Consider the following 15,482-nt stretch of genomic DNA (forward strand, 5'->3'; position numbering starts at 1 on the left):
TGAATTAATTATATTGTTATGGCTTTATGAAAACTGAAAATAAGATATTAGAAATGAGCTTTGACTTTTCATTACGGGTAATTGAACTTTATAAGTTATTAGTTGAAAGAAAAGAGTACGTTCTTTCAAAGCAATTACTCAGAAGCGGAACAAGCATTGGTGCAAATGTTGAAGAGGCAATGGCAGCGCAATCAAGAAAAGATTTTATTTCAAAAATGTCGATAGCGTCTAAGGAAGCAAGAGAAACGAGGTACTGGCTTAGGCTTTTGGAAAAAGGGAAGTTAGTAGATATTGATTATTCCTTCTGCCTGGCAAGTTCAGAACATATCATCAATATCCTTACAAAAATTGTAAAGACCAGCCAAGAAAAAGAGCCGCAATAATTCAAAATATATAATTCAAAATTTAAAATAAATGGCTTCACTTACTTCAAACTTCCTCGGCATAAAATCCCCCAATCCATTTTGGTTGGCCAGTGCACCGCCTACGGATAAAAAATATAATGTGCTTCGTGCATTTGAAGCCGGTTGGGGCGGCGTGGTTTGGAAAACATTGGGCAGCCAGGTAAAAAATGTTTCTTCACGTTATTCTGCGGTAGATTATGGTGGGCAAAGAGTGATGGGTTTTAATAATATTGAATTGATCAGTGATCGTCCTTTGGCAATAAATTTAAAAGAGATTGCAGAGTGCGTAAAATTATTTCCCGACAGGGCAATGATCGTTTCTTTAATGGCCGACAATGATAAAAACAGCTGGCATGAACTTATAAAAAAAGTAGAAGATACCGGTGCACATGGATTAGAATTAAATTTCGGCTGTCCGCATGGTATGACAGAACGTGGCATGGGTGCCGCTGTTGGTCAAGATCCTGAAATTGCCTGCATGGTTGTAGAGTGGGTGATGGAAAAAGCAACCATACCTGTGATTACAAAACTTACACCCAATGTACATTCGGTAGTGCCCACAGGAAGGTCAGTTGTAAAAGCAGGAACGAACGCATTGTCATTGATCAATACTATTCAATCAGTAACCGGTGTTGACCTGGATACATTGGTCCCTAATCCTTATGTGGCAGGTAAATCTGTTTTTGGAGGGTACTGCGGCCCTGCAGTAAAACCAATTGCATTAAAAATGCTGACTACCATTGCGCAAGATGAGTTAACAAAAAAAGTTCCGGTAAGTGGTATTGGTGGAATTGAAACATGGAAAGATGCTGCAGAATTTATGTTGCTCGGTGCCAGTAATGTACAGGTGTGTACGGCGGCTATGAAACATGGTTTTAGAATAGTGGAAGATATGATTGAAGGTTTGAACAACTGGATGGATGAAAAAGGTTTTAAAACACTGGATGATTTTATTGGTAAATCTGTTTCCACTATTACACATTGGGAAGACCTTGATATCAATTATCACCACATTGCAAAAATTAACCAGGATAAATGTATTCACTGCGGTTTATGTTTTATTGCTTGTGAAGACACTTCTCATCAATCCATCAAATTGGATTATGGAAAACCTTATAATAAATATACGGTCATTGACGAAGAATGCGTGGGCTGCAATTTGTGTAAATTAGTTTGTCCTGTTGATGATTGCATTACCATGGAGGAACATCGTGTGGCACCTGAATATTTAAACTGGATCGATTTTCAGAAAAAAGGCTTGCCATTGAATGATCATTAATTGCTCTGCTCTATAATTTACGGTTTATTAATCTGCTTAGTTATACCTTGCAGCCCAACCTTATTAAGCATGATTACATTAGAATATTTTACCAATAAAGATTTTACGGAGTTAATGGGATGGATCAGTGATGAAGAAATTTTAATGAACTGGTCCGGTGCCTTATTCAGTTTTCCATTAACTCAATCCAGTATGGAATGGTATGTAGAAGATGTAAATGATATAAAAAATTCCGAAGCATTTATTTATAAAGCAGTAGATGCTGAAACCGGGAAAACTGTAGGCCATATTTCTTTAGGTGGCATCAGCAAAAAAAACAGGGCCGGAAGAATAAGCAGGGTATTGGTAGCACCCGAATACCAGGGTAAAGGCTATTGCAGGCAAATGGTAAGTGCAGTATTAAAAATTGGTTTTGAAGATTTACGACTGCACCGTATTTGTTTGGGTGTATATGATTTTAATAAAGCCGCTATCAGTTGTTATCAAAAAGCAGGATTAGTGATTGAAGGCACCAACAGGGATTGTTTATTGTTTAAAGGAAAATGGTGGAGCTTGGTGGAGATGAGTATTTTAGAAGATGAGTGGGCAGCCCCGTCCGCACCCTAAAGGGGGAAATGGGGAAGAACTTAGCGAAGATTATGAAGGAGATTTTGTTTATTGCTCCGTGGGAGCTTAAGGCGGGTAGAAAAAATAGGCAAGAAATTTCACATCGTCCCGTAGGGACGACAGGTGCTTGAGCAAAACACAATTAAAGTTTAGTAATGGTATGCAGTACAAGTGAGTGACACAACGATGTTGAGCATTGTATTGCTGCACGTTACAAAAAAAAAAGGAACACTGCAAGTGTTCCTTTTTTATTAACCGAAATAATTTTATTGCAACTTAGCTAACCACAAAGAAGCATTCATGAACAATGGAATATGACTATAAGTTGTCCAGCCATTAAATAAAGTATTCCCGGAAGCACCGGTACCATCATCAATCGGAGAGCTATCTGTAACTATATACACACGGCCCGTGCCGTAAGTAGAGGATGCAGACATTAAGTTGCTGCTGTTTTGTGTTACACCTGTTTTCCAGATTAATCCCTGTACAGTAGGATTAGCTGTTGCATTTAAAGTAAGCGTGGCACCATTGTGAAAATCGAGTTGTGTTACATTGCCTTGTGTGCCATGTAAAATAGGATTGGTAGCATTGCCTGTTAACACATTGGCCGTAAGTTGTGTGATGTTGGTGAGGTCTACTGTAAAACCAAAGGGATTAGTTACAGTGCCATTATTATTCATCAGATCGTTCCAGATATCGGGAGAATCCCAGCCATCATTATTTCTATCTGATACGGTGTGATCGGAAACCATAAATAAACCACCACCATTGCTTACAAAATTTAATATCGCAGTTTTTTCTGTAGCAGTAAAACGGATATTAGGTTCGTCTATCACAAACACATCATATTTCGAAAGGTCTTGAGCGTTAGAAGTGTTGCCATATGTAATAATTCCTGTTGATGGTAAAGTCTCAACAGTTTGCCCTGCTTTTACTAATGCAATACCCCAGCTTGAAATAGCGCCGGTCCAATAAGTTTCTACCGTACTTGCGGTAATAGTGGATTGCAAAGGGGTAGGAATTTGTTGCGGACTTGCATCCTGATCAATTACCCAATCTGCATTGCCGGCAGTTTCTGCTTTGGTATTGTCAAATAAAAATTTCTTGCCTGTACCGCCGCCACCACCTGATCCAAAATCAGTGATGCTGATATCATCAAAATTAATACGGTTAGCGCTGCCGTCAGTTTTACGAATTTCGAAACGGATAGTGCCTGAAATATTTACCGTAAAAGAAGTGCTTTGCAGCGTAGTACTGCTGGTAGTAATGGTTGCACCGGTTTGTGTATAGCTGGTGCCGCTGTTAGTGCTATACCAGAGCTGCCAGGTACTATTAGCATCGGTGCCATATTTAGCATGCAAAACAGTAACAGTTGCTGCGCCATTGGTTACATCAAATTTCATAGTAAGCTTACCACTGTTACGTACACGTGCAGATTGGGTGCCATTCTTTCTGTCACTGGTGGTGTTGCCAATTAAGGCATCATTTAAATTCCATACACCAGTAGTTAATGTAACATCTGCTGCTGCATAAGCAGCTTTGGTACCGGTTTCAAAATTTTCGGTAGTGGTTACCAACGAAGCAGCTGCAACTGCAGTTGCAAGACCATTGTTGTTAATTTCATTTACTGTTGTTGATTCGGCAAGCGGTTGTTTTTTGCAGGCAATAAAAAATACCAATACAAAAAACGGTAAAATTTTTTTGAATGTTTTCATTGATAGATGTTTTAGTTAAGGGTAAAGTAAAAACTCTGGTATTAACTTAATATGAATGCAATAAAGCGTTATACACCTCTTATGCACGCCATGGTAATTTTACGGCAAATGAAAATGCATACAGGCATTACTACTAAGCATTGCTACTAAAAAAACAGATTACTGCTGTAAATATCCGGCATGATAATTTCTTTTTCTCAACTATTTACCTTTTCTTTATTTCATAAACCAAACGTACTGTTATGAAAAAAATGTTTTTATTTATTGCGGCCGCTATTTTTTGCTCCACTATTGCAATGGCCAAAGGCGATACAGATTCTGCTTCGCTTGCACTTGCCAGCCAGGTAAAACTGGTTGATTCTATTGAAAAAGCGATGAAATATGAAACAGGTAATATCGCTTTGCCTAATGGTATCATCAAACTGAATGTACCTGCCGGCTTTAAATATTTAAATGCCGAGCAAAGCAATTATATATTAACTGATGTTTGGGGTAATCCTCCTCAAACGGGTATTTTAGGGATGTTGTTTCCTGCAAATTCCGGCCCGTTCGGCGAAAATTCTTATGCCTTTATTCTTACTTACGATCCGGCAGGATTTGTAAAAGATGATGATGCCGATAAAATAAATTACGACGACCTGTTGAAAGATATACAAAAAGAAGAAGTGGAAGAAAATAAAACGAGAACAGCGCAGGGCTATGCTGCCATCAATATAGTGGGCTGGGCTTCCCAACCTTTTTATGATAAAAAAAATAAAGTATTGCACTGGGCAAAAAATTTACATTTTGCAGGGCAGGATGTAAACACATTAAATTATGAAGTACGGATACTGGGTAGAAAAGGAATTTTATCTATGAATGCAGTAGCTACAGTAAACGAAATTGATTCTGTAAAAAAAGATATTGATAAAGTGTTGGCCATTCCTTCTTTTACTGAAGGTAATACTTATAAAGATTTTGATTCTAAAACTGATAATGTTGCCGCATGGACCATTGGAGGATTGGTAGCAGGAAAAATTTTATTAAAAGTTGGCTTCTGGGGAATTATTGTTAAATTTTTAGCCGGTGCCTGGAAATTTATTTTAATTGGCCTTGTTGCTATATGGGGTGCAATAAAAAAATTCTTAGGTAAAAAACCAATTGTAGAAGAAGATCATTCGGTGCCACAATAATTACTTCCAATTTAAAAAGGATATTTGAAGAAGGCTTTGCAGCCTTCTTTTTTTTGAGACGAACATTTGTTTTTCATGGCAGCATCGTTGCGTCACTTCCCGATGCATCGGGATACGGCATACCATTGGGGAACTTTAATTGTATTTTAAAATTCAATTGCAGGAATTGCAATTTTTTGTAACTTTAGTAAAATAATTTATTATGGGTACTGTAGCAGAAAATAAGAGCCCTTTAACCAATCTGCAATTAGAGTTATTAAAAAGCCTTAAGTATATGGCTTCGGAAAAGCAATTGCAAGAAATCAAATCATTGCTACGCTATTATTTTGCTCAACAATTAGATGCAGCTATTGATAAGGTAGAAACTGAGAAAAATTACAGTGCGGAAATTTATGAAAAATGGCTTCAGGCAAACAATAACAATGATAACAGTTTTGTTGCAGCATGAAAATTGTAATTGATACAAACTGCCTTATCAGTTCAATTGGAAAAAAATCTCCCTATAGAAATGTATTTGATGCTTTTCTAAATAATAAAATCACATTTTGCGTTAGTAGCGAAATATTATTAGAGTATGAAGAAGTTTTTTTGAGGCATTGGGGTAAAGAAGTTGCTGATAATTTATTGGGCTTGTTTGAAGTAAGTGATAATTTTGAGCAAGTGCAGGTATTTTATAATTTTCTGTTAGTTGAAAAAGATAAAGACGATAATAAATTTGTTGATGCATATATAGCTTCAGGAGCTGTACATTTAATTTCAAATGATTCATCAATTACACGCCTTAAGAATAATGTTTTTCCTCCATTGTCAATTCTAACTTTACAGGAATTTAGTAGCATTCTTCTCTAAAAAATTATATTGAACAGCTCTGCCTTTAGCATTGCTTCAGTGCCCCCAAAATATCTCCCAAAATATCATCTACATGTTCCAGTCCAACAGAAATTCTTATTAAGCCCGGTGTAATATTCACGGCAGCTCTTTCTGCTTCGGTAAGTTTGGCATGCGTAGTACTTGCAGGGTGAGAGGCAATACTCCTGGTATCACCCAGGTTAGCCGTAAGCGATAGCATTTTTAAATTATTCAAAAATGCACGGCCGCTTTCTAAACCGCCACTTAAATTAAAACTAATTAAGCCTCCACCATTTTTCATTTGCTTAACAGCAACTGCATGTTGCGGATGACTGGGTAAAAAGGGATATTTCAACCAACTTATTTTTGCATGGCCTTCTAATGCTTTTGCAATATGTAAGGCATTGGATGCATGCCGTTCCATACGCACATCCAGTGTTTCTAAACTTTTGCTTAATACCCATGCATTAAAAGGCGATAATGCCGGTCCGGTGCTGCGGCAGAATAAATAGATCTGTTGTATCAATTCTTTTTTGCCTAATACAATACCTCCCAAAACTCTTCCCTGTCCGTCAATCCATTTAGTAGCAGAGTGAATAACTAAATCAGCGCCAAAATCAATAGGGCGTTGGTTTACCGGTGTGGCAAAACAATTATCTACATTCAATAAAACATTATGCTTTTTAGCCAGTTTACTTACTACGTCTAAATCGATAACATCCAAACCGGGATTGGTAGGTGTTTCCATATAGATCATTTTAGTGTTGGGCTTAATAGCAGCTTCCCAGCTTGCCGGGTCATTCGCACTTACATAACTTACTTCAATACCATAGTTAGGTAAATATTTATTCAGTACAGTAATGGTACTGCCAAAAACAGAACTGCAGGCAATTAAATGATCACCTTTTTTCAGCAAAGCCATAAACGATGCAAACACCGCACTCATGCCTGTTGCAGTTGCATAACCAGCTTCTGCACCTTCTAATGCTACCATTTTATCGGTAAATTCCTGTACACCCGGATTGCTGAAACGGCTATAGATATTGTCATTGCTTTCATCCGCAAATGCTGCCCTCATATCTTCTGCATCATCAAAACAAAAACTGCTGGTTAAAAACATAGGTGTGCTATGTTCCATTTCATTGGTACGGTCTGTCTGTATTCTTATCGCTTTCGTTATCGGATTCATGATATTGCTTTTACTAATAAACTAATTAACCAGTTAACAAATAAACTCCCGAAATGATCGGGACGTTCCGCAGTTAACTAACTAACCACCACTTCCCATGTAAGGTCGGTGCCACTTTTTCTTAATGTTTCTGCCACACTGCAATATTTATTCATTGATAATTCGCAGGCACGATAGGCTTTTTCTTTATCGATATCTCCCTTTAAAAAAAAGGTGATCTTTGCATTGGCCCACAAAGAAGGTTCTTTGCCTGCCTCTCTTTCCCCGGTAACTTTTATGGAAAAATCCTCTACCGTTTGGCGTTGCTTTTTCAATATCATTACTACATCAATAGCACTACAACCGCCCAGGCCCATCAGCAACATTTGCATAGGCCGAACACCAAAATTCTGTCCACCACTTTCATCGCTGCTATCCATGTGAACGATATGTCCATTGGCATCTTTGGCTTCAAAACCAAAGTCGCCCGATACCCGCTGCATATTAATTTCTATCATTTTAAAACATTTTTACAAATATAAATATTGCAAGCCTTTACTTTGCATTTTATTTGCCCCTTCCGCCCCCTAAATGGGGAACTTTTTGCGAAGATAGAATCGTAGGGTGGGTCACTCCTTAAAGAGTGGCTCACCCGGCAAAGAAAATAAAAAATGGTTGCATTTTAAATTGCCTGTAAAGGAGTTTAAGGCAGAAGAAAAAGACGTTACAAATAAATGAATGTATTTAAATATACCGATAGTTTTACCTTAGAAAGTGGCTTTACCTTCCCTGCAATTGATATTGCGTACACTACCTATGGCACATTAAATGCCGATAAAAGCAATGTGGTTTGGATATGCCATGCACTGACTGCCAACAGCGATGCGGCAGATTGGTGGAATGGAGTGGTGGGCAATGATCATGTAATTGATCCGGAAAAATATTTTATTGTTTGTGCTAATATACTGGGCTCCTGCTATGGCAGCACCGGGCCGCTAAGTATTGATCCAACTTCCGGGCAACCCTATTATGGCAATTTTCCATTGATCACCATCAGGGATATGGTGAATGCTCATATTCTGTTGCGCAAACATTTAGGTATTGAAAAAATATATTTATTAATGGGTGGCAGCATGGGTGGATACCAGGCTATGGAATGGTGTGTAATGGAAAATAATGCGATTGAAAATTTATTGTTGCTTGCCACATCGGCGAGTGAAAGCGCCTGGGGTATTGCTACACATACTGCACAACGCCTGAGTATTGAAGCTGATGGCACCTGGAATACGCCATCACCAAAAGCTGCTGCAAAAGGATTAAAAGCAGCACGTGCTATTGGTATGTTAACCTATCGCAATTATGGCATTATGGTGCAACAACAAACAGATGCTGATGCGGAGAAAACAGATAATTTTAAAGCATCTTCCTATATCAATTACCAGGGGCAAAAATTAGTGGATCGTTTTAATGCCTACACTTACTGGCAACTCACCAAAACTATGGACAGTCATCATCTGGGCCGTGGCCGGGGTGGAAATTTAGAAGCCGTATTAAAAACAATTACTCCTAATACTTTGATCATTGGTATCAGCAGCGATATTCTTTGTCCGCTGATTGAACAACGTTTTTTAGCACAGCATATTCCCGGTGCGACAATGATAGAAATTGATTCTGATTATGGCCACGATGGTTTTATGGTAGAATCAACAATTATTTCGCAACACCTGGCGCAATGGTTAGCGTTGAAAGCTTAACATCTCCCTGCATCACATTAAAATTGTTTTTCCTAATTTGTACTATTAAAAAATATGTATGAAGCAGTTGCTTATTCTCCCCCTGTTATTTTTATTGATAAAAAATAGTGCAGCACAACAGCCGGCAGCACCCGATAAAATTTACGGCCAGTTATTTGTTGATGTGCAGCTGGCAAAAATTTTTCCTGATGGCAAAACATTTGTGGATTGTACACCCAAAAGAAAGGTGAGGGATATTATGTACGATTATGGTTTGATAAAAGGCCCCAACCTGAATTTAAAAAAGTTTGTAGACGATAATTTTAATACACCACCGCCACCACCTGCCTTTAATTACATTATTAAGGAACCGGTAGCTGCCAATCACATTAAAAACCTGTGGAGTAATTTACAAAGAGATGCAGATAAAGCGGTGGAAGGATCTTCGCTGTTGCCTTTGCCCAAACCTTATATTGTACCCGGAGGCAGGTTCAGAGAAGTGTATTACTGGGATAGTTATTTTACAATGCTGGGTTTAAAAGAAAGCGGGCAAACAGCAATGATAGAAAATATGGTGGATAATTTTGCATTTCTGATAGACACTTACGGTCATATTCCCAATGGTAACAGAACCTATTATTTAAGCAGAAGTCAGCCACCTTATTTTAGTTTGATGGTAGAACTGCTTGCGGAGATAGAGGGTGATAAAGTATATAAAACTTATTTACCTCAGTTAGAAAAAGAATATAACTATTGGATGGAAGGTGCAGATAAAATTAAAAATGGTGATGCATTTAAGAGGGTGGTAAAATTAGATAATGGTGTTGTGCTGAATCGTTACTGGGACGATTATAATGCACCAAGACAGGAAAGTTATAAAGAAGATTTTGAATTGGCGGAAAATGTATCGCAGGAATTAGCCATGCGGATTAGGATGTCTTCGCCGGAAGCGTTAAAAAAAATACTGGATGAAAGCAAAGCTGCTGTTTATAGAAATTTACGTGCAGGAGCCAGTAGTGGTTGGGATTTTAGCAGCAGATGGTTCGCCGATGAGAAAAATATTTCTTCTATCCAGACTGTTAATATTATTCCGGTAGACTTAAATTGTTTACTGTATAAATTGGAATTGACATTGGAAAAAGCCTGCAAAATATCAAAACAGGAAAAGAAACGTAAACGATTTAATACCCTTGCATTTAATAGGGAAAAAAGTTTTCGCTCAGTTTTTTATAGTAAGACTTTAAGCTTTTTTTCTGACTACAATTTTGTTACAAAGAAAACAACTGATATTGCTTGTGCTTCTTCAGTAATGATCTTAAGTTATTTAAGAGAACCTAATCCGGAGGGTATAGGTTCTTGGGGAAATAGCGGTGCTAATTTTATAAAAAAATATTTGCTTAGAGATGGTGGAATTGTTACAACAACAAATAATACAGGCCAGCAATGGGATGCACCAAATGGCTGGGCTCCTTTACAGTGGATTGCAGTTACATCGTTAAATCGTTGCTTTCAAAAACAATTGGCAAAAGATATCGCCACACGTTGGCTGACATTGAATGATAAAGTGTATGCCGCCACAGGCAAAATGATGGAGAAGTACAATGTAGAAGATCTTGCCAAGGAAGCCGGTGGCGGCGAATATCCATCACAGGATGGTTTTGGCTGGACGAATGGTGTGTACCTGGCGTTGAAGGCTTTTGTTACTAAAAAGTAAGTTCTTCCTATTCTTTATCCACCACAAACGTTTGCAGATTTTGACGGCAGCTTGTTTTGATTACATTTATACCAACGATTCAAAACACTGCTAATGACCTTTACCAAACCGCACTTAAGTTTCTGGCAAATTATCAATATGAATGTGGGGTTCTTTGGCATTCAGTATAGTTTTGGGTTACAACAAAGTGCCGTTAATCCCATTTATGATTTTTTAGGTGCCAGGCCGGATGAAATTCCCTGGCTGAATTTAGCAGGTCCGCTTACAGGCTTATTGATCCAGCCTGTTATTGGTGCATTGAGCGATAAAACATGGATACCAAAATTGGGCAGAAGAAAACCTTATTTTTTCATTGGCGCCATGGTATGCAGTATTGCATTATTTCTTTTTCCTTTCAGTAGTTCATTATGGATGGCCGCAGGTTTGTTATGGCTTTTAGATGCCGGCAATAACACAGCAATGGAACCCTACCGTGCATTTATTGCTGATAAATTAGATGCCTCACAACAGCCAACAGGTTTCCAGGCGCAAAGTTTTTTTACCGGCTTCGGACAAACATTGGCAAATGTTTCTTTGTTTATTTTTCCTATGATCTTTTTGGGTAAAACCGGCAAGCTACCTACCTGGGTTTTTGCTTCTTTTATTTTAGGGTCAGTCTGTTCTATTGGTTCGGTGTGGTGGAGTTCCAGAACCACTGCAGAAATACCTCCAACAGAAGAGGAATTGAAAAAAATGAAAGCTGAGCCTTTGAATATTTTATCTCCTTTCATCGACATTGTAAAAGCAATTAAATACATGCCGATGGTGATGTGGCAACTGGCGCTGGTATATTTATTTCAATGGTATGCGTTGTTTTGTTACTGGCAGAACTCATCTAAAAGTATTGCATTGTCTGTTTGGAAAACCACACCGCAACAGGACTCTAAATTATATGAAGAAGCAGTGGGCTGGACAGGATTAGTAAATGGCTGGTATAATATCGTTACTTTTTTATGCGCTTTTGGTTTAGTGTGGTTTGCAAAAAAATATTCACCTAAGCTGGTACATTTTGGTTGTTTGGTTTTAGCCGGCATCGGTTTTTTAATCTTTCCGCACATTGAAAATAAATATTTACTTTTTCCTGCCATAACAGGTTTTGGTATTGGCTGGGCAAGCATGATGGGCATTCCGTATTTAATGGTGGTAAGTAAAATTCCCAAAGAAAGATACGGCGTATACATGGGGATCATTAACATGATGATCGTAATTCCTATGTTCATTCAAACCACCACTTTTGGTTTTATTTTAAAACATTTTTTAAATAATGATCCAAGAAATGCCATTTCATTTGCCGGTGTGTTTTTATTAATTGCAGCAGCACTAACACTTTTAATAAAAGCTGGTAAACCAACTGATGATGTAGTATTACCGCTTGGTGGCGGGCATTAAAAGCCCCTGACCCCTAAAGGGGAAAAGCGGAGATTAGTGCGAAGTGAAAAATAGTTTTAATTAAGTAACGAGTTAAATGCAAAATACAAATACAAAAGAAAGTAACAATCTTAGTTCCCCTTCAGGGGACAGGGGCAATAAAATACTTTGCATAGGAGAAGCCTTAATAGATATGATCTGCACAGACAAAGGCAGTTCATTATCTGACGGTAATAATTTTTTAAAGAAAGCAGGCGGTGCACCAACTAATGTGGCAGCAGCCATTGCTGCATTAGGCGGTAATGTAGAGTTAGCAGCTAAAGTGGGCGTTGATCCGTTTGGAAAACATCTGATAGAAGTGATGAATGATTTTGGCGTGAGTACAAAATGGATGTTGCAGGACGAACATTATTTTACCACGTTTGCATTTGTATCACTGATGGAAAATGGAGAAAGAGATTTTTATTTTAACCGTGGTGCAGATGGGCAATTGAGCAGGCAGGAAGTGGAAGCGATTGACCTGGATGAATTTTCTATTATTCATTTTGGCTCGGCAACGGGTTTTTTACCGGGGCCATTACAGGCTGCTTATCAGGGCTTATTACAAAAAGCATTATTGAAAGATATTTTCATCAGCTTTGATCCTAACTACAGGCATTTGTTATTTAAAAATGATACCCAGGCTTTTATTGACCAGTCATGGAATTTTTTAGACTGCTGCCATTTTTTTAAACTGAGTGATGAAGAAGCGATATTGATAACCGGCGCTGCAACATTAGCAGATGCTGTAACCATCTTGTTAGAAAAAACAGATGGTGTATTTGCAATTACATTGGGTAAAGAGGGCACGATGTTGGGCTTTAATAACACCACAATTATTATTCCCAGCATTGAAGTAAAACCTGTTGATACCACCGGCGCCGGAGATGCATTTGTTGGTGCGGTGTTGTATCAGTTAAGTGATAAAAATTTTGCACAGATAAAAGCCATGTCTGAAACACATTGGAAGGCAATTGTAATGAATGCGAACAAGGCCGGAGCAAGAACCTGCGAATACATGGGCGCCATGGAAGCATTCAAACATTTAAACAATAGCATTTTTAAATAGAATTTTCTAAATATTATTAGCATTATGTTAATTATACTTTGCCAGATGCATGGCCTGCCAAAAGAAGTCGAGTCTTTAAGACTTGACTTCTTTAACCATTACTTTATAATTAACATAACACCAGTAAACTAATTAACTAATCAACCAATTAACTAAGTGTACGATCCGGAATTACATAAAACCATCAGCACAGTACTTCGCAAAAAGAAGATCGATATCGGCAATGCCGACAATATGTTTTACACCCGTTTTGTTGCCAATGCCACTGCTATAAAATTTTTGTATTACGAATTATATAAAGAACATCCCGAAGCAGATAAGTTATTCAACCAGCTGATTGAAACTATGGCGAAAGCTTATACTGAAAGGCCTGCAGCATTAAAAGAAAGGGATGAAGAAAAAGAAAAAAAAGGCAATTGGTTTTTAAGTAATGAGATCACCGGCATGAGTTTGTATGTTGATCGTTTTTGCGATAACCTTAAAACGTTGGGCGATAAGCTGGATTATTTTAAAAAACTCGGCGTAAATTTTTTACACCTGATGCCGGTAATGGAAAGCCCGGAAGGTGAAAGCGATGGCGGTTATGCGGTTGCTGATTTTAGAAAAGTGGCGGAACGTTTTGGCACTATGAAAGATTTGAAAACAGTGCAGCAAAAGATGAGTGCTGAAAAAATGTACCTGATGCTGGACATTGTTTTAAATCATACTTCCAGTAAACATGAATGGGCGCAAAAAGCAAGATCAGGAGAAAAAAAATACCAGGATTATTTTTACATGTACAATGACAGGCATATACCCGATCAGTTTGATAAAATGATGCCGGATATTTTTCCTGAATCAGCACCAGGCAATTTTACTTATGTGGAAGAATGCAATAAATGGGTGATGACGGTATTTCATAATTACCAATGGGATTTGAATTATGCTAACCCATTAGTGTTTGTTGAAATGCTGGATACGATTTTCTTTTATGCCAATTTAGGTGTTGATATTTTAAGAATAGATGCACCGGCATTTATCTGGAAACAATCGGGCACTACTTGTCAGAATTTACCACAGGCCCATACAATTTTACGTTTGATAAAACAATGTGTACAGGTAGCAACACCGGGCATGGCATTATTAGGCGAAGCAATTGTGGCACCTAAAGAGATCATGAAATATTTTGGCACCGGTTTATATGCAGCCAAAGAATGTGATTTTGCCTACAACGCTACACACATGGCATTGCAATGGGATGCTTTGGCAACAGGCGATACAAGAGTGATGCTGGCTGCACAACATGAGATTCTGCAAAAGCCTTTTGGCACTTCGTGGATCACTTATACAAGATGCCATGATGATATTGGATTAGGCTATGATGATTATATGATTCAATACGCCGGTTACAATGCTTATGAACACCGCAAATTTTTAAAAGAATATTATTCCGGTGTGCATGAATTGTCTCCTGCAAAGGGTGCATTATTTTCTGTAAATCCAAAAACGCAGGATGCCCGTATCAGCGGTTCTTTAGCATCATTATGCGGATTGGAAAAAGCGATTGATAATAATGATGCAGTTGCCATTGACATTGCGATAAAAAAAATACTGCTGATGCAGGCGCATAGTTTTTTTATTGGCGGAGTGCCCATGTTGTTTTATGGGGATGAAGCTGGCTATACTAACGACTACAGTTATTTAAATGATGCCGGTAAAAGTTATGATAACCGCTGGATGCACCGTCCTGTAATTGACTGGAGCAAAAATGCAAGAGCCGATGAAGCAGGTACGGTGGAACAAAAAGTTTTTTCCGGTACACAACAGCTGATCAGTATCAGAAAAAAATTGGAAGTAGTAAGTGATTATAAAAATCTGACCTGGCTGCAACCGCATAATATACATGTTGCAGGCTACCTGCGTACGCACAACGAAAGCAAGCTATACTGTATTTATAATTTTACAGGAGAGCCGGCATTCTTAACCTGGTTTGCTTTTAAACAACATGGACAGGTATCAGAAAAGTTATATGATCACTGGAAGGGAGAGTACCACCAGGTAGGATTTGATCATGAGTATTTTATTCTTGAACCATACAGTTTCTATTTGATGGAACCAGTGTGGGAATAGAGTTATAGCAAAATCCGGGTGTTTTATACTGAGGGTGATAACTCAGTATTTTTCATATATGCAGTTAGTTTTGGTAAGAGCCCCCGTTTTTACGGGGGCTACCTTTTTGCTGGTCACAAGAACTCATTCAAATAACTGGATAGCTGTTTGACTCGAAAAAAAGTTTGAACACAGATGACACTGGTTGGACGGATGGAAACGGATTTTTATTCTGCTTT

The 15,482-nt window shown here is 38.1% G+C and carries 14 protein-coding genes; 11 read left to right on the plus strand and 3 right to left on the minus strand.

Annotation, left to right across the window (positions count from 1 at the left end; genetic code table 11):
* Positions 1 to 26 precede the first annotated feature (26 nt).
* From ACQ334_RS01920 to ACQ334_RS01930, 3 genes are all read left to right on the plus strand, one after another.
* Positions 27 to 383 (plus strand): four helix bundle protein, encoded by a 357-nt coding sequence (locus ACQ334_RS01920; protein WP_430986467.1) that lies wholly within the window; start codon positions 27 to 29, stop codon positions 381 to 383.
* 31 nt (positions 384 to 414) lie between these two features.
* Complete coding sequence (gene preA / locus ACQ334_RS01925) at positions 415 to 1,683, plus strand: NAD-dependent dihydropyrimidine dehydrogenase subunit PreA (protein WP_430986468.1); 1,269 nt, start codon at positions 415 to 417, stop codon at positions 1,681 to 1,683.
* Between the two features lie 69 nt (positions 1,684 to 1,752).
* The gene (locus ACQ334_RS01930) at positions 1,753 to 2,289 is read left to right on the plus strand and encodes a GNAT family N-acetyltransferase (protein ID WP_430986469.1); all 537 of its coding nucleotides are present in this window, start codon (positions 1,753 to 1,755) and stop codon (positions 2,287 to 2,289) included.
* Between the two features lie 266 nt (positions 2,290 to 2,555).
* Here the strand turns inward: ACQ334_RS01930 and ACQ334_RS01935 are convergent, their stop codons facing one another.
* A complete protein-coding gene (locus tag ACQ334_RS01935) occupies positions 2,556 to 4,004 on the minus strand; it encodes a hypothetical protein (RefSeq protein WP_430986470.1) in 1,449 nt (482 codons plus the stop codon).
* 242 nt (positions 4,005 to 4,246) lie between these two features.
* On the opposite strand from ACQ334_RS01935, the gene ACQ334_RS01940 reads away from it, so the two are divergent.
* The 3 genes from ACQ334_RS01940 (at position 4,247) to ACQ334_RS01950 (ending at position 6,025) form a co-directional block, all read left to right on the plus strand.
* Entirely contained in the window at positions 4,247 to 5,176 is a 930-nt protein-coding gene (locus tag ACQ334_RS01940) for a DUF2167 domain-containing protein (RefSeq protein WP_430986471.1), read from the plus strand.
* Between the two features lie 202 nt (positions 5,177 to 5,378).
* Positions 5,379 to 5,624: a hypothetical protein gene (locus ACQ334_RS01945; protein ID WP_430986472.1), complete on the plus strand. Its 246-nt coding sequence runs from the start codon at positions 5,379 to 5,381 to the stop codon at positions 5,622 to 5,624.
* Positions 5,621 to 6,025, plus strand: coding sequence for a putative toxin-antitoxin system toxin component, PIN family (locus ACQ334_RS01950; protein WP_430986473.1), 405 nt, complete (start codon positions 5,621 to 5,623; stop codon positions 6,023 to 6,025). Before ACQ334_RS01945 ends, ACQ334_RS01950 begins: the two co-directional genes overlap by 4 nt.
* A gap of 25 nt (positions 6,026 to 6,050) precedes the next feature.
* Here ACQ334_RS01950 and ACQ334_RS01955 read toward each other — a convergent pair whose 3' ends face one another.
* Both ACQ334_RS01955 and ACQ334_RS01960 read right to left on the minus strand, forming a co-directional pair.
* Positions 6,051 to 7,214 (minus strand): trans-sulfuration enzyme family protein, encoded by a 1,164-nt coding sequence (locus ACQ334_RS01955; protein WP_430986474.1) that lies wholly within the window; start codon positions 7,212 to 7,214, stop codon positions 6,051 to 6,053.
* Positions 7,215 to 7,291: 77 nt separating this feature from the next.
* Positions 7,292 to 7,711 carry an OsmC family protein gene (locus ACQ334_RS01960; RefSeq protein WP_430986475.1) on the minus strand — a complete coding sequence of 140 codons (420 nt, stop codon included), beginning with the start codon at positions 7,709 to 7,711 and terminating at the stop codon, positions 7,292 to 7,294.
* Positions 7,712 to 7,927: 216 nt separating this feature from the next.
* Here ACQ334_RS01960 and ACQ334_RS01965 point away from each other — a divergent pair, with 216 nt between their 5' ends.
* The 5 genes from ACQ334_RS01965 to ACQ334_RS01985 all read left to right on the plus strand — a co-directional run bounded on the left by ACQ334_RS01965 (position 7,928) and on the right by ACQ334_RS01985 (position 15,264).
* Positions 7,928 to 8,947: a homoserine O-acetyltransferase family protein gene (locus ACQ334_RS01965; protein ID WP_430986476.1), complete on the plus strand. Its 1,020-nt coding sequence runs from the start codon at positions 7,928 to 7,930 to the stop codon at positions 8,945 to 8,947.
* 58 nt (positions 8,948 to 9,005) lie between these two features.
* The gene (gene treF, locus ACQ334_RS01970) at positions 9,006 to 10,640 is read left to right on the plus strand and encodes an alpha,alpha-trehalase TreF (RefSeq protein ID WP_430986477.1); all 1,635 of its coding nucleotides are present in this window, start codon (positions 9,006 to 9,008) and stop codon (positions 10,638 to 10,640) included.
* Between the two features lie 93 nt (positions 10,641 to 10,733).
* Positions 10,734 to 12,068 carry an MFS transporter gene (locus ACQ334_RS01975; RefSeq protein WP_430986478.1) on the plus strand — a complete coding sequence of 445 codons (1,335 nt, stop codon included), beginning with the start codon at positions 10,734 to 10,736 and terminating at the stop codon, positions 12,066 to 12,068.
* A 76-nt stretch (positions 12,069 to 12,144) separates the two neighbouring features.
* Positions 12,145 to 13,155 carry a carbohydrate kinase family protein gene (locus ACQ334_RS01980; protein ID WP_430986479.1) on the plus strand — a complete coding sequence of 337 codons (1,011 nt, stop codon included), beginning with the start codon at positions 12,145 to 12,147 and terminating at the stop codon, positions 13,153 to 13,155.
* 156 nt (positions 13,156 to 13,311) lie between these two features.
* A complete protein-coding gene (locus ACQ334_RS01985) occupies positions 13,312 to 15,264 on the plus strand; it encodes an amylosucrase (protein WP_430986480.1) in 1,953 nt (650 codons plus the stop codon).
* Positions 15,265 to 15,482 lie beyond the last annotated feature (218 nt).

Origin of the sequence: Ferruginibacter sp. SUN106 (genome assembly GCF_050611765.1) — a bacterium.
Classification (GTDB): domain Bacteria; phylum Bacteroidota; class Bacteroidia; order Chitinophagales; family Chitinophagaceae; genus Ferruginibacter.

Coding starts and splice junctions, on each gene's coding strand:
- ACQ334_RS01965 (WP_430986476.1), top strand. CDS start 7,928: ATGAATGTATTTAAATATACCGATAGTTTTACCTTAGAAAGTGGCTTT.
- ACQ334_RS01930 (WP_430986469.1), top strand. CDS start 1,753: ATGATTACATTAGAATATTTTACCAATAAAGATTTTACGGAGTTAATG.
- preA (WP_430986468.1), top strand. CDS start 415: ATGGCTTCACTTACTTCAAACTTCCTCGGCATAAAATCCCCCAATCCA.
- ACQ334_RS01920 (WP_430986467.1), top strand. CDS start 27: ATGAAAACTGAAAATAAGATATTAGAAATGAGCTTTGACTTTTCATTA.
- ACQ334_RS01935 (WP_430986470.1), bottom strand. CDS start 4,004: ATGAAAACATTCAAAAAAATTTTACCGTTTTTTGTATTGGTATTTTTT.
- treF (WP_430986477.1), top strand. CDS start 9,006: ATGAAGCAGTTGCTTATTCTCCCCCTGTTATTTTTATTGATAAAAAAT.
- ACQ334_RS01980 (WP_430986479.1), top strand. CDS start 12,145: ATGCAAAATACAAATACAAAAGAAAGTAACAATCTTAGTTCCCCTTCA.
- ACQ334_RS01975 (WP_430986478.1), top strand. CDS start 10,734: ATGACCTTTACCAAACCGCACTTAAGTTTCTGGCAAATTATCAATATG.
- ACQ334_RS01960 (WP_430986475.1), bottom strand. CDS start 7,711: ATGATAGAAATTAATATGCAGCGGGTATCGGGCGACTTTGGTTTTGAA.
- ACQ334_RS01945 (WP_430986472.1), top strand. CDS start 5,379: ATGGGTACTGTAGCAGAAAATAAGAGCCCTTTAACCAATCTGCAATTA.
- ACQ334_RS01940 (WP_430986471.1), top strand. CDS start 4,247: ATGAAAAAAATGTTTTTATTTATTGCGGCCGCTATTTTTTGCTCCACT.
- ACQ334_RS01955 (WP_430986474.1), bottom strand. CDS start 7,214: ATGAATCCGATAACGAAAGCGATAAGAATACAGACAGACCGTACCAAT.
- ACQ334_RS01950 (WP_430986473.1), top strand. CDS start 5,621: ATGAAAATTGTAATTGATACAAACTGCCTTATCAGTTCAATTGGAAAA.